The 20,367-nt window shown below is 62.1% G+C and carries 13 protein-coding genes and 1 tRNA gene; 7 read left to right on the forward strand and 7 right to left on the reverse strand.

The annotated features are described in order from the left end of the window. Positions 1–381: 381 nt before the first annotated feature. Positions 382–468: transfer RNA gene (locus HY896_00005), tRNA-Leu, on the reverse strand. Between the two features lie 114 nt (positions 469–582). Here HY896_00005 and HY896_00010 point away from each other — a divergent pair. From HY896_00010 to queD, 6 genes are read left to right on the forward strand one after another with little or no spacing between them, the layout of a single operon-like run. Then, positions 583–2,823 (forward strand): VacB/RNase II family 3'-5' exoribonuclease, encoded by a 2,241-nt coding sequence (locus HY896_00010; protein ID MBI5574730.1) that lies wholly within the window; start codon positions 583–585, stop codon positions 2,821–2,823. Positions 2,824–2,846: 23 nt separating this feature from the next. Then, complete coding sequence (locus HY896_00015; GenBank protein MBI5574731.1) at positions 2,847–3,866, forward strand: response regulator; 1,020 nt, start codon at positions 2,847–2,849, stop codon at positions 3,864–3,866. 16 nt (positions 3,867–3,882) lie between these two features. Next, the gene (locus HY896_00020; GenBank protein ID MBI5574732.1) at positions 3,883–6,531 is read left to right on the forward strand and encodes a valine--tRNA ligase; all 2,649 of its coding nucleotides are present in this window, start codon (positions 3,883–3,885) and stop codon (positions 6,529–6,531) included. Then, positions 6,528–7,352 carry a carboxylating nicotinate-nucleotide diphosphorylase gene (gene nadC / locus HY896_00025; protein MBI5574733.1) on the forward strand — a complete coding sequence of 275 codons (825 nt, stop codon included), beginning with the start codon at positions 6,528–6,530 and terminating at the stop codon, positions 7,350–7,352. The genes HY896_00020 and nadC overlap by 4 nt, the downstream gene beginning before the upstream one ends. Then, the gene (locus HY896_00030; GenBank protein ID MBI5574734.1) at positions 7,349–7,978 is read left to right on the forward strand and encodes a hypothetical protein; all 630 of its coding nucleotides are present in this window, start codon (positions 7,349–7,351) and stop codon (positions 7,976–7,978) included. The genes nadC and HY896_00030 overlap by 4 nt, the downstream gene beginning before the upstream one ends. After that, entirely contained in the window at positions 7,975–8,358 is a 384-nt protein-coding gene (gene queD, locus HY896_00035; GenBank protein MBI5574735.1) for a 6-carboxytetrahydropterin synthase QueD, read from the forward strand. The genes HY896_00030 and queD overlap by 4 nt, the downstream gene beginning before the upstream one ends. A gap of 10 nt (positions 8,359–8,368) precedes the next feature. On the opposite strand, the gene HY896_00040 is transcribed toward queD, so the two are convergent. The 6 genes from HY896_00040 to HY896_00065 all read right to left on the reverse strand — a co-directional run bounded on the left by HY896_00040 (position 8,369) and on the right by HY896_00065 (position 14,285). Continuing rightward, the gene (locus HY896_00040; protein MBI5574736.1) at positions 8,369–8,569 is read right to left on the reverse strand and encodes a DUF1858 domain-containing protein; all 201 of its coding nucleotides are present in this window, start codon (positions 8,567–8,569) and stop codon (positions 8,369–8,371) included. 45 nt (positions 8,570–8,614) lie between these two features. Beyond that, positions 8,615–9,448: a menaquinone biosynthesis protein gene (locus HY896_00045; GenBank protein MBI5574737.1), complete on the reverse strand. Its 834-nt coding sequence runs from the start codon at positions 9,446–9,448 to the stop codon at positions 8,615–8,617. Further along, entirely contained in the window at positions 9,445–10,650 is a 1,206-nt protein-coding gene (locus HY896_00050) for an ABC transporter permease (protein MBI5574738.1), read from the reverse strand. Before HY896_00050 ends, HY896_00045 begins: the two co-directional genes overlap by 4 nt. Continuing rightward, complete coding sequence (locus tag HY896_00055; GenBank protein ID MBI5574739.1) at positions 10,647–11,354, reverse strand: ABC transporter ATP-binding protein; 708 nt, start codon at positions 11,352–11,354, stop codon at positions 10,647–10,649. Before HY896_00055 ends, HY896_00050 begins: the two co-directional genes overlap by 4 nt. Positions 11,355–11,523: 169 nt before the next feature. Then, on the reverse strand, positions 11,524–12,753 hold the full coding sequence (locus HY896_00060; protein ID MBI5574740.1) for an efflux RND transporter periplasmic adaptor subunit: 1,230 nt from the start codon (positions 12,751–12,753) through the stop codon (positions 11,524–11,526). Beyond that, entirely contained in the window at positions 12,750–14,285 is a 1,536-nt protein-coding gene (locus HY896_00065) for a TolC family protein (GenBank protein ID MBI5574741.1), read from the reverse strand. Before HY896_00065 ends, HY896_00060 begins: the two co-directional genes overlap by 4 nt. A 108-nt stretch (positions 14,286–14,393) precedes the next feature. Here HY896_00065 and HY896_00070 point away from each other — a divergent pair, with 108 nt between their 5' ends. Beyond that, positions 14,394–20,360 carry an alpha-2-macroglobulin gene (locus HY896_00070; GenBank protein ID MBI5574742.1) on the forward strand — a complete coding sequence of 1,989 codons (5,967 nt, stop codon included), beginning with the start codon at positions 14,394–14,396 and terminating at the stop codon, positions 20,358–20,360. Positions 20,361–20,367 lie beyond the last annotated feature (7 nt).

Here is a 20,367-nt window from a genome sequence, read left to right on the forward strand (position 1 = left end):
GCGTCGGTGATCGCAAGTAAATCTATCCGATCCTGGAACGAATGAAGAATCGGTGATGATCAGGGCAAGCGGCTCTTCCTCGCTATTCGCTCGGCGGCCCCTTGGAGTTCGACTCCCTGACGGGCACCAGAAAATAAAATAGGGAGCATCGGTGTTATCCGTGCTCCCTGTGGCTTTTCTGGTGCCGAAGAGGGGAGTCGACCGGCTCGCGCTCGGCCATCCATGGCCTCCGTCCGCCGGCGGCCGCGGGGCCTGACGCCGCCATCCATGGCGGCTCTTCCTCGCTATTCGCTCGGCGGCCCCTTGGAGTTCGACTCCCTGCAGGGCACCATGAAACGAAAAAGGGAGCGCAGGCAAACGCCGACGCTCCCGGATGTTTCATGGTGCCGAAGAGGGGAGTCGAACCCCTACACCCTTGCGGGCACTAGACCCTGAATCTAGCGCGTCTGCCAGTTCCGCCACTTCGGCACTTCACCGGATACGAGGAAATAGGATTATAGCAAAGCGCGCGCGGCAGGCAACACGGAAAGTGGTGGCGGAAATTGGCGGCGAAAAGGGTAGGATGAGTTCGAGGAGGACAGTGTGAGAGGCAGGGAATACTGGGAGGAATGGCTCCGCCGGAACGCCGACGCATTCCGCTCGAAGGCGGAAAGCATCCGGGACTGGTACCGGCTTGCGGGCGTATCGAAGGGTGAGCGGCGGATGTTCCGTGCCGCGATGAAGAGCGTGGGCGAAGCGGGAGGCAGGCGCGGAAAGGGAAGGCACGGGCCCCGAAGGCCGGGGGGCGAAGCCGCGCACCCGGAAACGCCGTACGCAGGCGCTGACAGACACCGCAGAGAAGAAAACGCCGGGCCGGTGCGGGAAGGACGGCTGCGGTTTACGCGGGAAGGGAGGCCGCTCGTCATTCCGGATTCCCGGGATGAGCCTGCAATCCGCATTCCCGGCCATGCGCTCTCCGGCGCCTGGCCGAAGGACCGCGTCCGCGTCCGGCTGGAACGGCGCAGGGGAGGCATGCCCCCGTCCGGACGCATCGTCCAGGTCGTGGAACGCGGGATCCGTCTCTTCGTGGGCCGTTATTCCCCGATCGGAGCGCGCGATTTCGTGAGGTTCCGCGACCGGGAGGCGGACCTGCACCTGCCGGTGACGGTCCCGGAAGACCTGGAACCACAGGCGAACGACCTCGTGCTGGCGGAAGTCGACCGGTATCCGCGCGGCGGGGAAGAGGGACACGCTCAGATCATCAGGGTTCTCGGCAAGGATTACGACATGGGTACGATCTTCCTCGCGGTCGTCTGCGCCAGGGACGTACCCGTCGAATTTTCCGATGGAGCGATAAATGAAGCAAAGGATATCCCTCATGTCGTACGTTTCCCCATTGCGCGGTTGAGGGATAGCGATGCGCACGAAACGGTTGAGCGTGTCGACCTTCGCGATTATCCTTTCGTGACCATCGACGGCGACGATGCGCGCGATTTCGACGACGCCGTCTGCCTGGTGCAGGAACACGGCCGTGCAAGGATCCTCGTGGCGATCGCCGACGTATCACGCTACGTTGCCTTGGGGTCCCGGCTCGACCGGGATGCCTTTGAGCGTGGCACCAGCGTATACTTTCCGGACCGTGCCGTACCGATGCTTCCCCCGGCCCTTTCGGAGGGCGTGTGCAGTCTGAAGCCGGGCGTGAACCGGCTGACGATGACGGTGGATATCCCGCTCGACGCGTACGGCCGCCCCGGACGCGCATCATTCTATCCCTCGGTGATTCGAAGCCGCGCACGTCTGACCTATGGAGAGGTGCATGCGTTCCTGACCGGCGGAGGAGCGGGCGCCGTCAAGGGAGCGATCCCGCCGGAAATCGGGAAAATGCTGAGGTCGATGGAGGCGGCGGCCGGACGCCTTACGCTTGCGCGCTCGGACCGCGGGGCGCTCGACTTCGACCTTCCCGAGGCGAAGATCGTCGTGGAGAACGATTTCCCGGCGAGGGTCGAGGCGTATCCACGATGGGAGGCGCACAGGCTCATCGAGGAGTTCATGCTGCTGGCGAACACGGCGGTTGCGGAATTCCTCTCCGAAAAGGGTTTCACGTTCCTGTCCCGCATTCACGAACCGCCGGCGGAGGACCGGATGGAAGAATTCGAGGACGCCGCGGCGAGGCTCCTGCGGCGCGCGAAGGTCACCGAGCGCAGGGACGTTTCATCCCGCCTCCAGGCGTGGACCGAGGCTGCCCGCGGCGGTAAATACGAAAGATACATCAACGTGCTTATGTTGCGCAGCCTCATGCTGGCCCGTTACGGGCCCGAGCAGGCGGGGCATTTCGGGCTTGCGCTCTCCCAATATACTCACTTCACATCGCCGATCAGGCGTTATCCGGACCTTGTCGTCCACCGCGTCCTCAAGGCGGCGCTTGGTGAAAAGAGTCTCTCGGCCTACGCGTCCGGTCTAAAGGAGAGCGCGGGCGAGATCGGACGGCACTTGAGCGCGCGCGAAAGGGCCGCGATGGACGCCGAGCGCGACGTCGAGCAGCGGGCCAAGGCGCTGCATCTTTCGAAAAGGACGGGAGAGACGTTCACCGGCGTCATCTCTTCTATCGTCGGTTACGGATTCTTCGTGGAACTTGCCGAATGCTTTGCGGAGGGGTTCGTCCACATATCGAGCCTGCGAGACGACGATTACCGCTATTCGGCGGAACGGGGTGAGTGGTTCGGGACCCTTCGGAAGACGCGATTCTCGCTGGGCGACCGCCTGCGCGTGCGGTTGCGCCGCGCCGACGTGGAACGTGGCGAAATCGATCTCGTTTACGTTGAAAAGCTGCCGGATACCGCCTAAAATGGAGCGGTTCGGGAGGGTCCATGGGAAAGAAAATACTTCTCGCCGAAGACAGCTCGACGATCCGTAAGGTATTCGAGCTGGCTTTTGCCCGGTCGGACATTTCCCTGACGATGGTCGAAAACGGGAACGACGCGGTGCGGCTTGCCCGCGAAACGGCCCCCGATCTCGTCGTGGCCGATGTGACGCTCCCGGATCGGGACGGCTTCCAGGTGGCCGAAGAACTCGGCGCGTCCGGTAAAGGATGCCGGTGCCCCGTGCTGATCCTTTCCGGTACGCTCTTTCCTTTCGATGAGGAAAAATTCAGGAAATGCGGCGCCCGCGGCGTTCTCTTCAAGCCGTTCGAGTCCCGGGAACTTGCCGAGAAGGTGCTGGAGATGCTGGAATTCGGTGAGGAAGAAGCCGCCGCCGCGAAGGAGAAGGCCGAGCCCCCTCCCGGCGAGCCGTGGGATTTCAGCGACGTCATGGAGGAAGTGGACAAGGAAGGCGGGGCTCCGGCCGAGGTCCCACAACACGTGGAAGATTTCCTTCCGGGTTCGCCGCGCGGCACGCAGGTGCCCCAGGGAGGGCTTTCCCTCGGAGAGTTCGACGTTTCCATCGAAGATATCGAAAAATCGCCCTCGGGGGAGCCGGCGGCGGACATCGAAGGGAATCCCTTGGCGGATGCCCCGCCCGCGGTCACCGACATCGAGACCGCTCTCGAAGCGGCGGAGGAGCTCGAGGAATTGGAGAACCTCGAAGAGGTGGACCTGCTCGATAAGGAAGCCGCCAAACCCGCGCCGCCCGAACCCGGCCCCGGGGCGGAGAGCGGGCCGAGAGCGCAATTTTCCGGCCGTGCCCAGGAAATCTTCGAGAAGGTGGCGGCGGAAGCGGTGGAGAAGGTGATGTGGGAGTTCATGGAGCGTTTCTCCGCGGAGTTTTCCCAAAGGATCCGGGAGTCCGTCGAAGCGGTGGCATGGGAGGTCATCCCCCCGACGGCGGAAGCGCTGATTCGCGAGGAAATCGCACGGATCCGCGAGCGGACCGAAAAAAAATCCTCCTGAAAGTCCTCTAAAGGAAATGGCAGGCAAGGAAACGGACAAGGCCTACGACCCGAAAGGGATCGAGGAAAAATGGTACGCCTTCTGGGTCGGGAAGGGGTTGTTTCACGCCGATCCCTCCCGGCCAGGGGATGCCTATACGATCGTCATCCCTCCTCCCAACGTAACCGGCTCCCTCCACATGGGGCATGCGCTGAACGTGACGCTACAGGACGTCCTGATACGCTACCGGATCATGACGGGATGCAACGCCCTGTGGCTGCCGGGGACCGACCATGCGGGGATCGCCACGCAGAACGTCGTGGAGCGGCTTCTCGCGAAAGAGGGGATCGGCAGGCAGGATCTCGGCAGGGAGGCGTTCGTCGAGCGGGTTTGGAAATGGAAGGAGGAGAGCGGCGGCGTCATCCTCCGGCAACTGAAGCGGCTGGGCGCCTCCTGCGACTGGGAGCGGGAGCGGTTCACGATGGACGAAGGCCTGTCGCGCGCCGTCCGCGAGGCCTTCACCCGCCTTTACAGGAAGGGGCTGATCTACCGGGGGCGCTACATCATCAACTGGTGCCCGCGCTGCCGCACGGCCCTTTCCGACCTCGAGGTTACCTACGAGGAAACGAAGGGGGCCCTTTACTACATAAGGTATCCGGAGATGTCCGGCCGCCGCAGCGTGGTGGTGGCGACGACACGCCCCGAGACGATGCTCGGCGACACGGCTGTCGCCGTGAACCCGAAGGATGAACGGTTCGAAGGGCGCGTCGGATCGACGCTCCGGCTTCCGCTCATGGGCCGCCCCATCCCGCTGATCGCCGACGAGATGGTGGACAGGGAGTTCGGGACGGGCGCGGTGAAAATCACTCCATCGCATGATCCCAACGACTTCGAGGTGGCGAAACGCCATGAGCTTCCTTCGGTGCGCGTCATCGACGAATCGGGGAAAATGACCCCGGAAGCGGGGGCCTTCGCGGGGATGGACCGGTTCGCCTGCCGCCAGGCGGTCGTGGACAAGCTTGGCGAGGAAGGGCTCCTGGAAAAGGTCGAGCCGTACCTCCACAATGTGGGACATTGCTACCGATGCCGCACGATCGTGGAGCCCGCCGAGAGCATCCAGTGGTTCGTCAGAACCAAGCCGTTGGCGGAACCGGCGATCCGCGCCGTGAAAACGGGGGAGACTCGAATCGTTCCGTCCCAGTGGGAGAAGACCTATTTCGAATGGATGGAAAACATCCGCGACTGGTGCATATCCCGCCAGATCTGGTGGGGACACCGGATCCCCGCCTGGCATTGCGCCGGCTGCGGACAGACGACCGTCGCGGCCGACGCTCCGGACAGATGCTCCTTCTGCGGGTCCGCGAGCCTCCGGCAGGAGGACGACGTGCTGGACACGTGGTTCTCCTCCGCGCTGTGGCCGTTTTCGACGCTTGGATGGCCGGACGAAACCGAAGACATGGCCCGCTACTACCCGACGTCCGCGCTCGTCACCGGGTTCGACATCCTCTTCTTCTGGGTCGCCCGGATGATGATGATGGGGATCGCGTTCACGGGGAAGGCGCCTTTCCGCGACGTCGTGATCCACGCCCTTGTGAGGGACGTCAAGGGCGAAAAGATGAGCAAGACGCGCGGAAACGTAATCGACCCGCTCGAGGTGATGGACCGCTACGGGACGGACGCCTTCCGTTTCACGCTGGTGGCGCTGGCCGCGCAGGGCCGCGACATCCGGATGTCCGACGACCGCGTGGAAGGGTACCGCAACTTCATGAACAAGATCTTCCAGGCGGCGAGGTTCGTGGGGATGCACGTCGACGGGGAGACGCCGCGGGAACTTCCGGCGGAGCTTTCCGTCGTGGACCGCTGGATCCTGTCGCGCCTCCAGCGCGCCGCCGACGGGATTCGCCGGGGGATCGAGGAGTACCGCTTCAACGACGCGGGCTCGGCGTTCTACCAGTTCACGTGGCACGAGTTCTGCGACTGGTACGTGGAGATGATCAAGCCGTCGCTGTCCCCGGATGCCGACCCGGCGGTGCGCCGCGACCAGCGCGCTGTCCTTCTCAGGGCGTTCGAAACGATCCTCGCCCTCGGGCACCCGTTCATCCCCTTCCTGACGGAGGAACTCTGGCACGCCCTGCCCGGGGAGCGGGACAGCATCCTGCGGCGGGGATACCCGGCGGCCGACACGTCGAGGATAGACGTCGACGTCGAAGAGGACATGGGAAAGCTGATGGAAGTCATCCGGGCCGTGCGCAACATCCGCAGCGAGCTTAACGTTCCTCCGGCCAGGAAAGTGGAAGTCCGGCTGAAGGGCCAGGTTGAGGAGCAGGCTTTCCTGCGAGAGCACGAGGAGATACTGCGGCGGCTCGCCCGCGCGGAGAAGATCGTCTACAAGGATCCCGAGTACATACCGGTGCAGGACGCGACCGCTGTCGTCAACGACATCGAAGTTTGCCTCCCGCTTGCGGGCCTTATCGACTTCGATCAGGAAGCTAAACGGCTCCGGAAGGAGATCGACAAGGCCGAGGCCGAGCGCGTCCTTGTGACGAAGAAGCTCGCGAACGAAAAGTTCACGGCGAGCGCACCGCAGGACATCGTCGAAGCCCACCGCGTCCGCAAGACAGATCTCGAGGAGAAGCTTTCCAAGCTGTCCAGGAACCTGGACCTGGTCACCCGCTACCTGTCATGATTCACCCGCTGGAGTACGAGGAGCTGGTCCGCATGGCGCTGCGGGAAGATGCGCCGTTCGGCGATCCTTTCGGCGAATCCCTGAAAGGCGAGGCGGCCGGAAACTTCATTGCGGGGGGAGTCGGCGTGTTCTGCGGAGGGCCGGTGGCCGTCGAGGTCTTCCGGCAAGTCGACCCTTCCGTGTCGGCGGCTTTCGTCGAGGAGGGGAAGCGCCTGCAGCCGGGCGAACGGGTCGGCGAGGCGCGCGGGCCTGCGGGGTCGCTGCTGCGCGGGGAACGCGTGGCGCTGAATTTTCTCCAGAAGCTCTCGGGCGTGGCGACCTGTACGGCCCGGTACGTTGAGAGGGCCGCCGCCTATGGCACTCGCATCCTCGACACACGCAAAACCACGCCCCTTTTTCGGGCGCTGGAAAAGTACGCAGTCCGCACCGGAGGGGGCGCAAACCACCGGTTTTCCCTTTCCGACGGAATCCTGATCAAGGAGAACGGGATCCGGGCGGCGGGAGGGATCGCCGAAGCGGTCGAGGCCGCACGCCGGGCCGTTCCGCACCTTGCCCGCGTGGAAGTGGAAGTGGAAACGCTGGAGGACGCGGAAACCGCGATCGCCGCCGGGGCGGACGCGATTCTCCTGGACAACATGCCGCCCGAGAAGGTTGGAGAAGCGGTTCGCCGTTTCGGCGGAAGCGTCTTCCTGGAAGCCTCCGGCGGAATCCGTCTGGAGAACGTGGAACTGTACGCGCGGACCGGTGTCGACGCCGTCTCCATAGGCGCGCTTACCCATTCCGCTCCTGCGCTCGACATATCCTTCGAGTTGCTTCCGTGAGAAGAACGCTCCTCTTCGCCGCGGTCTTCCTTGCGATCGCGGAGACCTGCATCGCGGCCCCTCCCGGTTACCGGCTGATCGAAGCGGCGGCCGCCTCCGTAAACGGCGAGGTTATCTTCCTGTCGGATGTCGAGAGAGAGGCCTGTTTCAGCCGGTGCGGCGCGGTCCCCGGCCAGCCGGCCGTGGAGCTCGCGTTTGCCGACGCCCGCCAACGGCTCGTCTCAGACACCCTGGTGCTGCAGGAGCAGAAAAAACTGGGCCTGGGGGGAGTGGACAACGCCGCGATCGCAGCTGCCGCCTCGGAAATCGAAGCAAGGATGAAACGATGCGCCTCCCCTTGCGCGGCGTCGGTTTCGGAAAAGGATGCCCGTGAGCTCGCGTCGCGAAGGCTTATGGTGCGTGACTTCCTGGAAAGGAGCGTCGCCGTCTTCATCGATGTGAACGAGGAAGAGGTGCAGCGGGAAATCGAAAGGAGGTCCCGCGCCGGCGCGCAACCCGGAGATCTTGCGCCGGAAAAGGTGCGCAAATCGCTCTATGAGGCGAAGGCCGCCGACGAGATCCGAAACTGGTTCGGCCGGGCCGCATCGAAATCCAGGATCGTATTATCCCCCCAGGTGGAGCGATGAAAAAGGAGCTGTACACACTTGCCGTCCGCTCATCGTTCGCGGCGGCACATCGGTTGCGGGACTACGAAGGGAACTGCGAACGCCTGCACGGCCACAACTGGCAGGTCGAGGCGCTCGTGGAGTCGGAGGAGCTGGACGCCAGGGGAATGGCGCTCGATTTCCGCGAGATGAAAGGCGCGCTGAACGACATCATTTCGCGGCTGGATCACAAGTATCTGAACGAAATCCCGCCGTTCGACGCGCAGAACCCGTCGTCCGAATCAATCGCCAAATACATATTCGATGAAATGGAACGGAAGATCCCCGGACCGGCCCGGCTCGCCCGCGTCATCGTGTGGGAATCCGACGACGCCCGCGCGGAGTTCTCCCGCCGGTCTTGAGGGCTTTTCCCTAAGCTTTTTCCTTCAGCGCGTCGTTCAAGCCCCTCAACAGCATTTCCAGGTTGATGCCGTGGACCTTGGCTCCGTGTTCGAGGTTCTCGAATTCGGAGAGCTGGCAGCCGGCGCAGTCTATCCCGAAACGCTCGAAGACGGGAATCGTCTGCGGGAATTTCCGCAGGACGTCCTCGATTTTCATGTCCTTGTGGATCATCGCGGTCCTCCCGGCGGGAATAGAATATTTTATCACGGCCGGATGTCAGGCCAATTCGAGGAATCGCAAGGGGGGGACGGAAGGTATCCTGCCGAATTTCTTCGCGAGCCGGTAGAACCGAAGGAGACCCTCCGCCTCCTCGTCCAGGTCGTAGGAAAGGTTCCGCCAGTATGCGGTGCGCAGTTCCTTCGGCATCCAGTCCGGGCCTATGCGGAGATGCTCGGGCCGGGTAAGGGACTCCCTCGCGATCCGCTTTGCGCTGAGCAGCGTCCGGGCGAAATTGCGCAAGGGCTCCATGCGGAGGGGAAGCGATTCCCTGGAAACGATCCAGAGCGCGAAGACGAACGGCAGGCCCGTTTCCCGGCGCCACCATTCCCCGAGGTCCGTCATGTGTTTCGCGGTGCCGTCGAGGCTTGCTCGGATCGCCTCGTCGCCGATGGCGAGATAAGCCGGGTATCGGCGCAAGGCCTCCCTCGGCGTGGAATGGGAGCGGACGAGGCGGTTCCGCTTGCCCAGGGACTCCCGCAGCAGGATCTCAAGTAGTGCGACGGAGGTGTCGGAGGCGCCCGAGACGGCGATAGGATCGTCGGGGAGTCTCTTCAACGGCCCGTTGGAGAGCAGCAGGATGCTCATCACCTTCGCGCGGGAAGAGATGGAGATGCCCGGGCACAGGAGATACCGCGCCGGGTGCTTCCCGTATTCGATCGAGGAGCAAGGGGAGATGTCGAGTCGCCCCGCCCGAAGCTTCCGGTTGAGCTCCGAGGGGGTTCCGGACACGAACCGCACCCCATCCAGCGAAAAGTGGGTGGTGAGGGCGTGGAAGATCGGGAGCAGGTTCGCGTAGGGGATGCGCCCCACGCGTAGCGTGCGATTCGTCATTCGTACCTCAAGGCTTCTATCGGGTGCAGCGCGGCAGCTTTCCGCGCGGGATAGACTCCGAAGAAGATACCGACGAACACGGAAAAGGTAAAGGCGAGAACGATCGACCAGGGGGGGATCGCCACCGGGAGCTTCGGCACCGCGATCCGGATAAGCCCCGCCCCCAGCGTTCCCGCGAGCACCCCGCCGATTCCGCCTGCCGCGGAGAGCGCGGTCGACTCGAGAAGGAACTGGAGGAGTATGTCCCGGTCCTTCGCGCCCACGGCCTTGCGGATCCCGATTTCGTTCGTCCGCTCCTTGACGGTCACCAGCATGATGTTCATGATGCCGATCCCGCCGACCAGCAGCGAGATGGCCGCGATCCCGCCGAGCACGTAGGTGAGCGTGTCGAGGATCGTGAACAGGGAGGAAAGCATCGCCGCCTGGTTGGTGATCGTGAAGTCCTCGTGCCGGTTGTGGTTCTTGAAGAGGAGCGAACGGGCGAGCTCCTTTCCGCTGTCGATGTCGTTCTTGTTCCTGACGGAGATGAGGATTTCCAGCAGCGCATCCGTGTCGAAGATGTCCATGGCGGTGCGGACCGGGATGAACACGATGTCGTCGATGTCGAATCCCAGGCTCACGCCTTTCCGCTCCATGATGCCCATAACCCGGAAGCGCGCGCCCGATATCTTTACGACTTGCCCGAGCGCATTGGCGTTGCCGAACAACTCCCGCTTCACCGTCCTGCCCAGCATGCATACGCGGCGCTTCGCCTCCACGTCGGAATCGGTGACGAAGTTGCCGACCTCCACGTGGATGTTCCTGACGTCGGAGAATTCCTTCGTCACCCCGAGGACGGTGACGTTGCGCGACCTCGACCCGTAACGGACCTCCGCGGCGCCGAAGACCACCGGGGCGACGCCTCCGAAGAGATATCCCTTCTTCTCAAGCACGTTCGAGTCGTCCAGCGTCAGCTTGTGCTTCGCCGCTCCGATCAGCGGCGGTCCTCCCTTCGTCTCGACCTTGCCCGGGGTGACGATCAGGATGTTCGCTCCAAGCCCGGCGAACTGCTCCTCCACGTAGTTTTTCGTCCCTTCACCGAGCGACACCAGGAGTATGACCGCCGCCACGCCGATGATCACCCCCAGCATCGTCAGGGCGGAACGAAGCCGGTTCGTCTTCAGGGCGTCGAACGCCACTGCGGCGAATTCGAGGTAGCTCATCCCCGGATCTCCCGGTATTCCTCGGAGGTCACCAGCCGCCCGTCGATGATGTAGACGATCTTTTTCGCGCTTCTCGCGATGGCGAGGTCGTGCGTGACGAGGACGATCGTCGAGCCTTCCCCGTTCAGGCGCGTCAGTATGGCAAGCAGTTCCTCGCCCGATTTGGAGTCCAGATTTCCGGTCGGCTCGTCGGCCAGAAGCAGCGAGGGGCGGTTCACGAGAGCCCTGGCGATCGCCACCTTCTGTTTCTGTCCGCCGGAAAGCTGATTCGAAAGATGCCCCTTCCGGTCCTCGATCCCGACGGACTTGAGCGCCTCCAGCGCCCGGGCCGCCCGCTCCTCGCGACCGACCCCCGCATAAAGGAGCGGAAGCTCCACGTTCCTCTGTGCAGTGTACCGGGGAAGCAGGTGGAACACCTGGAAGATGAAACCGATCTCGCGGTTGCGCAAGTCCGCAAGGGCTTCCGGCGAAAGGCTCGACACCGGCATTCCCTTGATCTCGTACACGCCCGTGGTCGGAACGTCCAGGCAGCCCAGGATGTTCATGAGGGTGGATTTCCCCGACCCGGACGGCCCCATTACGGCAAGGAAATCGCCGTGAAAGATATCCAGGTCGACGCCGTCGAGGCCCACGACCGGCTGCGCGCCGGCCTCGTAGATCTTGCCTACCTTACGGAGACGGAGAAGCGGCTCACCAGCCCGCATTTCTCACCACGCTTCTGCTGCGGCAGCGGATACGGCCACGTCTACTGCGTTGCGCTCGGTCGGCCTCCTCGACGTAGCGTAAACTACGCCTGCGTCGCCCTCCGTCGCGACGCCTTGTAGCCATGCCCGTCTCCACTGCCTCGCGACGAACCGTGGTAAGAAATGCGGGCTAGCGGCTGCGGATTCCAACACGGCTCCCGGGGGCCAGGTTCTTGATCTCGAGGGAAGTGATGACTGTATCCCCCGGAGAGATTCCGCCGAGAATCTCCGTCCATTCCCAGTTGGAGATCCCCGTCGTCACGTTCTTCCGTGCGACCTTCCCGTTTTCCGCGACGTAGACGAATTTCTGCCCTTCCCGCTCCATCACGGCGGAGGAGGGGGCGAGCAGCACGTTGTCCTTCCCGCCGGTCAGCACCTCCACATCGACGGACATCCCCAGGCGGAGCGGCTTGGGAGGGGACGGCGCGATCAGGCGGATCGTATTGGCGCGGGAAACTTCCTTCGAAACCTCGACGGTAGGCTTTATCTCCGAAACCTGCCCGGGGAACGACTCTCCGAGATAGGCGTCCGGATAGAGCCTCGCTTTTTGACCGACCTTGATCTTGGCCGATTCCGATTCGTCGATCGGCGCTTCGATGAAGATGTCTCCCGGATCGGCCAGGACGAAGAGGGGAGAGCCCGGGGTTTTGGTTTCTCCCACCTCGACGGTCTTTTTCGTCACTATTCCCGCATAGGGCGCCGATATGCGCAGCTTCGCCTTCCGGTCCGCAAGCGAGAGCGCTTTCGCCCTGGCGGATTCCACGCGGGCTTTCAGGGACCCGATTTCCCGCTCGATCGCCCGTACCGTCGCTTCGCCCGCCGCGGCGAACCTGGCCTCCTCTTCCGCGTTCGCGAGCAGCGTGTCGGCCTGTTCCATGTCCGATTTCGATAGAAACCCTCGCTTGAACAACGCGGAGGCGCGGACGTGGTCCTCCTTCGACTTGCGAAGGTTGTTGGCGGCGCGCCCCGTTTCCGCGCGGAACTTTCTTTCCGCCTCGTCCCGCTTCGCCTCCGCCTGCCGCAGCCCCTCCTGCGCGGAGAGGATGTCCGCCTGCGCGGAATCGACCTGCCGGTCCAGCTCCGGGTCCGACAGCAGGGCCAGCAGGTCGCCCTTGCGTGCCTGCGTCCCTTCGACTACCGGCACGCTCACCGCACGACCCCCGACTTCGGCGGAAAGGACCGATTCATGCCGCGATTTGACCGTGCCCGCGGAGACGGCGGTCACGTACTCCTCGATCGGTCCTTTCCTGGCTGCGAAGACGTCGACTTCGACCGGCGAAGAGAAACCGAAATAACCTGCGAAGATTGCCGCGACCAGCAGCGCGCTTCCGCCGATCAGCCACTTTTGACGGGTCTTCATCGAAGGGTTATCCCCTCCCGTTCCAGTATCGTCCCGACCGCCCGCCACAGGCGGGTTTGCGCAAGCCATGCGTCCGTCCGCGCGCGTGCTTCCGATAGAAGGGCTTCCGACCTGTCCTGCTGGAACCGCAGGACTTCGACTGTGGTCGACCTGCCGAGGGAAAGCTTCTCTTCTTCCGCCTCAAGCTTCTTCGATGCCGCCGTAACGGACGACCTGGCGGCGGCAATCCGCTCAAGCGCCGACTCGAGGTCCCGCCTCGCTTTCCGCACTTCCGACCGGATCTTCAGGATAAGCCCTTCCTCAAGAAGGCGCTGCTCGTCGAGCGTCGACCTTGCGCGAGCCCATTCCGCCTTTTCCCTGTCGAAACGCCAGGGAAGTTCCGACTTCAGGCCCACGAACCAGCTGTAGTATCTACCCGAGAACATCTGGTCGACGCTGTCCCCGTAGTTCCCGGTGAATGCGGCAGCCGAGGTGGGGAACAACGGGTTAGGGGTCGGTGTTCCGGAGAGGCCGGAAAGCCCGCCGGATACGGTCAGGTCGAGCGAGGGGAGGGTACGGTTCCGCGAGACGGCCTCCTGTAGTTCCGCCTGTTTCTTCCGCCCGGATTGCGCCGCGGCCTCGGGACGCCGCCGCATAGCCGCTTCCGCCGTTTCGCCGGCGGCCGGAGGAGCGACGTCTCCCTGCAGCGGCGCTGGAACAAGCTGCTCATCCCATTCATTCACCGAACGCATCCCGAGGACGGTTTTCAGTTCGTCGGCCGAGCCCTGCGCCGCGGCTTCCGCACGGATCAGCTCTTCCTTGCGGGCCGCGACCGCAGCTTCCGCAGGGAGCCGGTCGATGGGGGCCGCCGCACCGGATTCTATCCTCGCATCCGTTTGGAGCAAAAGCCGCTCCGCCAGCGCAAGGGCGGATCTGCGGACTTCCACCTCCCGGACGGCGGACGCGAAAGAAAGGAAAGCCGATCGGGCGGCCGCAACGATGTCCATCACCTTCGCCTTCCAGTCCTCCGTTTTCGCCGACGCCCCGGCGCGCGCGATCAGGAGAGGAGCTTCCGTCACCTGTCTTCCCCGGTTTTTAAGAAGCGGCTGCGTCGCCGAAAGGGTGAGCGCGGTGTTGTATTGCGGCGAGAGCAATGCGATCGATGTGCTGGATTCCTGCCGCTGGTTTTCGAACGCAAGAGAGAGCGCCGTGCCTGTGCGGAGCAGGTCCTTCACGCCCAGGTCGAACTTGTAGGCCCGCTGGTCGAGGGCGAGGCTGCCGTCGAGCGCGGAACCGGTGGGCGCAATCGACCGGGAGGCCGACAGGTCCCCGGTGAATTTCGGCAGGAATGCCGCCTCTTCGACCGGCACCCCGGCTTCTCCGATCTCCTTTTCCGCCCGCGCCACGGCGATGTCTATGTTGTTCTTAAGTGCGATCTCCACGCACTCGCGGATGGAAATGTACCTTGCAGCAGCACCTTCATGCCCGATAGACGCGGAAAAGGAAAATGCGATCACGATAAAAAGGACGGCGAAGAACACGAGTGGCTTCATCCCGATATATTGTTTCCGGACCGGATTCAAAACAAGGAGAAAATACGTAATTAAATATATAAAATTGCAGCATACGGGGATGGAAGTTACAACGTTCGAGGAGAGGCCATGAAACGGGTATGCCTTTTTTCAGCGGTGATCGGTGTCGTGATGCTCACATCACTTTCTATGGCCTGTTCACCCACGCATGCGCAGGCCGGCCCGCCCCCCACGGTGGAGAGGTTTTCTCCCGAGGGATACGCGGCGAAAGTCCGGCAGGCTACAGTCCGCTTCACCGAGCAGATGGTGCCGTTCGGCGATCCCAGGATATCCGATCCATTCGAAGTTTCATGCGCCGGAGGGATCGCGGGGCGGGGGCGCTGGGCCGACGATAAAAATTGGGCTTACGATTTCGATGAAGACCTTCCGGCCGGTGTAGTCTGCAACTTCACGCTTAAACCCGAATTGAAATCCCTTACGGGGAAATACGTGGCCGGGCAAAGAAACTTTTCATTCACAACGGGCGGACCGAAGATCGTTCAATCGCATCCGCGGGAAGGGAGCAACAGGATCGACGAGAACCAGGCGTTTATCCTCCTTCTGAGCGGAGAGGCGGCGGAGGAATCGATACTCCGGAACGTTTCATTCTCCGTTGAAGGAGTGAACGAAGCCGTAGGAGTGAGTATCGTCAAGGGAGACGATCGTAAGCGACTCATCGAATCCGGCCCCGCCAGGGGATTCATACATATCCTTCGTCCCAAGGCCGGCCGATCGACGGTGCTCGAATTCAACAGGAAGAAGGATATCGCCGAAGATCCGCGAATTGTCGTCCTGGCGGCGCGCCGGACGTTTCCTCCGGAGTCGAAAGTATTTCTACGTTGGGGAAGGGGCGTTCGGTCCGTCAGCGGCGTAGCCACGGAGGAAACGCAATCGCTCCCGTTCCAGGTACGTCCTCCATTTACCATCAAATTCAGTTGCGACCGTGAGAACAGGGATGCCGGTTGCATCCCGCTGATTCCGATGACGATCAGGTTCTCGGCTCCGGTCGCGAAGAAAACGGCGGAAAAGATCGTCATGCACGGAGGGAACGGCGTCGTTTACAAGCCGTATTTCCGGACTGATGCGGGAGACGAGGAATCCTTCGTGCATAACGTAACGTTTCGGGGGCCGTTTCCGGAGAAATCGAAATTCCTGATCGAGATTCCTTCCGATCTCGTGGATGACGCCGGGAGAATTCCTGAAAACCGGGCAAGATTTCCCCTGCAGGTGGAGACGAACGCATATCCGCCGCTCGCCAAGTTTCCGGGCGCATTCGGCATTGTCGAACTTAACGCCGACTCGGCGTTCCCCTTGACCCTGCGCAACATCGAAGCCGGGGCGAAATCGAGGATCCTCGGAGTCGAGGAGGGCAAGCCCGACCGGATCGACGGCCTTGAAGAAAAAACGCTCCGGAAGGTCATCGAATACGGCGAATGGATCAATACCTTCGTTCCCGAATCGCTGAAAAAGTCCGGAGAAAAAGATATCGGACTTATGAAAGGGAAAATGTTCAGGCTTCGAATGGGGCTCGAAGGACAGATCCTCCATTGGCTCCAGGCGACCGGCGGGGAGAATTGGGAACCCTGGATGAAAATGAAACATTCGGACCAGGATTTCAGGGGCGTCTCCATACTCGCCGGGCAGAAGGACGTGCAGGAATTCATCGTGCCTAAGCCCGGCGGAGAGAAGGCCTTCGAGGTGGTGGGAATTCCGTTTCGCAAGCCGGGTTTCTATGTAATCGAGATCGAAAGCGCCAACCTCGGAAGATCGCTCGTGGGGCTGGATGAAAAAATGTACGTTTCCGCTGCCGTTCTCGTTACGAACATGGCCGCGCACTTCAAGAAAGGGCGGGAGTCGTCCCTGGTCTGGGTTACAACCCTCGACAAGGGGGAGCCTGTCGCGGATGCCGAGGTGGCGGTGCATGACGTCGCATCGGGCAAGACCGTCTGGCAGGGAAAAACGGACACGCAGGGCACCGTCCTTATTCGGCAAACCCTTCCAAGATCAGGCCCTCGATCCGGTTTTCGGAATCGCCCGGAGTTTATCGTGACGGCCCGTAAGGGAGGCGACTATACTTTCGTGCTTTCGAACTGGGACAGGGGCATCGAACCGTTCCGTTTCGGTTTCCATTCCATGTATGCATACGACCCCTCGATCGCCCATACCGTATTCGATCGAAAGCTTTTCAGGGCAGGCGAGACGGTCCACATGAAACACTTCATGCGGCGCCATTCGCTGGATGGTCTGTTCAACATAGAGGAGAAGGGGCTGCCTAAAGCGGTCCTGATCCGTCACGCGGGAAGCCAACAGCGGTACGAGTTTCCTGTTTCATGGGCCCGGGACGGATCGGCCGAAACCGAATGGAACATCCCGAAGGAGGCGAAGCTCGGAGAATATTCCATTTCGCTTCTGCAGAGGGAACCGGGGAAGAAAGGGACGCGGACAGAAGTGGGAGGATACCGGGAGGGGGACGAGGATTATGCCTACCTGGGGCGGAAAGAGCGTAATACCGGTTCCTTCCGCGTCGAGGAATTCCACGTGCCCCTGATGAAAGGAACGGTGCATGCTCCCGGAGGCCCTGAAATCAACGCCCGCGAAATCGATCTGGACCTGTTCGTTTCGTACCTTTCCGGGGGAGGCGCGGGCGGCGCGCCCGTAAAGCTTAGAACGGTCGTTCAGCCCAAGAACGTCTCGTTCCCCGATTACGGCGATTTCATTTTCGCCAACGGCAAGGTTGTTGAAGGAATATCCAGGGACGTCCCGCGTTATTTTTACGGTGAAGCCGAGTATTGGGAAGATGAGGATGAAGCAGGCGCGGAAAAAGAGATTCCTCCCGACCGAAAGCCGCGGGTCCGTACGCAGGAATTGGTTCTCGATGCTTTCGGGGCGCTTCGGACGAAGGTTTCCGGCCTGCATAGGCACCCGGCGCCGAGGAACCTGATCGCCGAGCTCGAATACAGCGATCCGAACGGGGAGATCCAGGCCGTTTCCGCGCGCATTCCCTTATGGTCATCTCGCATCCTTCTGGGCATCAAGCCCGATTCATGGGCGGCGTCGAAAGACAGCTTCAAATTTCACGTGGCGGCGCTCGGCCTGTCGGGAAAGCCGTTGAAAGGCACAAGGGTTTCCGTCGACATGTACCAGCGCAAATCGTATTCGCATCGAAAGCGGCTGCTCGGGGGGATGTATGCTTACGATCACATCCGGGAAGTTCGCAGGATAGGGAATATTTGCGAGGGGATCACCGACGGAAAGGGATTGCTCATTTGCGAAACGAAGTCGCCAGTTTCAGGGAACGTGATTCTCCAGGCATCAGCATCGGATTCGGACAATAACGTGTCCTTCGCGATCCGCGACGTATGGGTGGCGGGCAAGGAAGAGTGGTGGTTCGACGTTTCCAACAGCGACAAGATGGATGTAATCCCTGAAAGGAAGCGATATGAGCCGGGCGAGACGGCGGTTTTCCAGGTCCGGATGCCGTTCCGCGAAGCAACGGCCTTGGTAACCGTGGAGCGCGAGGGAATCGCCGAAGTGTTCCTGAAGAAATTGTCGGGGAAAAGCCCTGTCATCGAAGTTCCCATAAAGCAATACCATGCCCCGAACGTTTACGTTTCCGTGCTTTGCGTGCGGGGACGGGTGGCGGGGGCGGCGCCGACGGCGACCGTAGACCTCGGAAAACCTGCCTTCAAGCTCGGCATGTCCGAAATCAATGTCGGCTGGAGGGCTCACGAGGTAAAGGTCGATGTGTCGACCGATCGGGAGGCATACCGTACCCGGGATAAAGCGAAGGTATCGATCCGGGCGAAAAGGGTTGCCGGAGGAGCATTGCCGAAAGGAACGGAAATCATCGTTGCGGCCGTGGATGAAGGATTGCTCGAGCTGTCAGATAACGGAAGCTGGAAACTTCTCGATGCGATGATGGGACGAAGGCCATACGAGCTGTCCACGTCGACGGCGCAGATGCAGATTGTCGGCAAGCGTCACTATGGCCTTAAAGCGCTTCCCCATGGCGGGGGAGGCGGAAGACAGGCCGCGCGGGAGTTTTTCGATACGCTTCTATACTGGAAGGCGCGCGTTCCGCTCGACGAGAATGGGGAGGCGCAGGTTGAGATCCCGCTTAACGATTCGATAACTTCATTCCGGATCGTAGCCGTGGCCAGCGGCGGGGCAGAATTTTTCGGCACCGGAGAAGCAACCATACGCACCACCAGGGAATTGGCGATCTTTTCGGGACTTCCCCCCTTGGTGCGCGAGGACGACCGGTTCCGCGCCGGGTTCACCGTGCGGAATTCGACTGAAAAGAAACTGGAAATACGGGCGGAAGCGAAATTATCTTCCGGCAAGGGATCCGAATCGCTGGCTCCCGTCATGTTGTCGCTGGGGCCCGGCCAGGCCCGAGAGGCGACATGGGAGGTTCGCGTTCCGATCGATGCCGGAACGCTTCGATGGGAAGTGTCGGCCTCCGCGGGCGAAGGGATAGGGGATTCGATCCGCGTGACGCAACGCGTTTTTTCCGCCGTCCCCGTACGGGCCTTCCAGGCGACGCTGATGCAGCTTGCCGCGCCGCTCGGGATGAAGGTCCGTTTGCCGGCCGATGCGATCCCCGGACGGGGTGGAATCGATGTGGCGCTGCGGTCCCGCCTTTCCGAAGGGATGGGCGGGGTGATCCGCTTTATGAGGGAATATTTTTATACGTGCCTCGAACAGAAAGTTTCCAGGGCGGTGGCGCTTCGGGATAGCGGCTTATGGAAGTCGGTCATGGCCGATTTGCCTTCCTACCTGGACCAGGATGGACTTGCGAAATATTTCCCCCTCATGCCCGAGGGAAGCGATGCGTTGACCGCCTATATTCTGTCGGTTGCGAGCGAGGCCGGGGGGGAGGTGCCCGAAGGATCGAAGAGGCGGATGATCGAGGGGCTGAAGGGTTTCATCGAAGGCCGCGTCATACGCTACGGCTCCCTGCCGACGGCCGACCTGTCGATCCGGAAGATGGCCGCCCTCGATGCGATTTCCCGATATGAAGAGGGAGAACCGTCACACCTCGATTCCATCACCGTCGCTCCCAACTTGTGGCCGACCTCCGGCGTCATCGACTGGCTGAACGTCCTGCACAATATCGAAGAAATCCCCGACCGCGAGAAGCGCCTTGCCGAGGCGGAACGGATCCTGCGGGCGCGTCTGAATTTCCAGGGGACGACGATGGGGTTCTCCACGGAGCGGAGCGATTATCTCTGGTGGCTCATGGTTTCGGGAGATGTCAACGCCGTGCGCGCGGTCCTTGCGCTCATGGAGAGCCCGGGGTGGAGCGAGGATATCCCGCGTATGGTCCGCGGCGCCTTGGGGCGTCAGCATATCGGCGCCTGGAGCACGACCGTCGCCAATGCCTGGGGAGTGCTTGCGATGGAGAAGTTCTCGAAGAAATACGAAGCGGAAGCCGTCGCGGGGGAGACCAGGGCGGAGCTTGAGCGAGTGACGCGCTCTTTGGATTGGGAGAAAACTCCCAAGGGGGCGAGCATGCTCCTGCCGTGGCCAAAGGGGGAGGGGACGCTTCAATTAAGCCACCGTGGGAAGGGGCGTCCATGGGCGACCGTCCAGAGCATGGCGTCCGTACCATTGAAGGAACCGTTCTCCAGCGGCTACACGGTGAAAAAGACTTTGGCGCCCGTTCAGCAGGCAGCGGCCGGCCGTTGGAGCCGGGGCGACGTCGTCCGGGTGACGCTCGAAATCGATGCGCAAGCCGATATGACCTGGGTCGTCGTGAACGATCCGATCCCCGCGGGCGGAACGATCCTCGGATCCGGCCTGGGACGCGACTCGCGCCTCTTGATACGAAAGGAGAAAAGGGAAGGGCTTGCATGGCCCGCATTCACCGAACGGGCTTTCGATGCCTTCCGCTCCTATTATGAGTTCGTGCCGAAAGGAAAATGGACCGTGGAGTACACGTTCCGCCTCAATAACGGGGGGACGTTTCTCCTTCCCCCAACCAGGGTGGAGGCGCTATACGCGCCGGAGATGTTCGGTGAAATCCCCAACCGGCCGTTCGCGGTGGCGCCTTGAGGGGAAG

It is taken from the genome of Deltaproteobacteria bacterium, from assembly GCA_016218975.1.
In the GTDB taxonomy this organism is placed as follows: domain Bacteria; phylum Desulfobacterota; class Deferrimicrobia; order Deferrimicrobiales; family Deferrimicrobiaceae; genus JAENIX01.

What these genes read in the sequence shown, in the direction of transcription:
- HY896_00015 (MBI5574731.1), top strand. Translation starts at nt 2,847, where the DNA reads ATGGGAAAGAAAATACTTCTCGCCGAAGACAGCTCGACGATCCGTAAG.
- HY896_00020 (MBI5574732.1), top strand. Translation starts at nt 3,883, where the DNA reads ATGGCAGGCAAGGAAACGGACAAGGCCTACGACCCGAAAGGGATCGAG.
- nadC (MBI5574733.1), top strand. Translation starts at nt 6,528, where the DNA reads ATGATTCACCCGCTGGAGTACGAGGAGCTGGTCCGCATGGCGCTGCGG.
- queD (MBI5574735.1), top strand. Translation starts at nt 7,975, where the DNA reads ATGAAAAAGGAGCTGTACACACTTGCCGTCCGCTCATCGTTCGCGGCG.
- HY896_00040 (MBI5574736.1), bottom strand. Translation starts at nt 8,569, where the DNA reads ATGATCCACAAGGACATGAAAATCGAGGACGTCCTGCGGAAATTCCCG.
- HY896_00045 (MBI5574737.1), bottom strand. Translation starts at nt 9,448, where the DNA reads ATGACGAATCGCACGCTACGCGTGGGGCGCATCCCCTACGCGAACCTG.
- HY896_00050 (MBI5574738.1), bottom strand. Translation starts at nt 10,650, where the DNA reads ATGAGCTACCTCGAATTCGCCGCAGTGGCGTTCGACGCCCTGAAGACG.
- HY896_00055 (MBI5574739.1), bottom strand. Translation starts at nt 11,354, where the DNA reads ATGCGGGCTGGTGAGCCGCTTCTCCGTCTCCGTAAGGTAGGCAAGATC.
- HY896_00060 (MBI5574740.1), bottom strand. Translation starts at nt 12,753, where the DNA reads ATGAAGACCCGTCAAAAGTGGCTGATCGGCGGAAGCGCGCTGCTGGTC.
- HY896_00065 (MBI5574741.1), bottom strand. Translation starts at nt 14,285, where the DNA reads ATGAAGCCACTCGTGTTCTTCGCCGTCCTTTTTATCGTGATCGCATTT.
- HY896_00070 (MBI5574742.1), top strand. Translation starts at nt 14,394, where the DNA reads ATGAAACGGGTATGCCTTTTTTCAGCGGTGATCGGTGTCGTGATGCTC.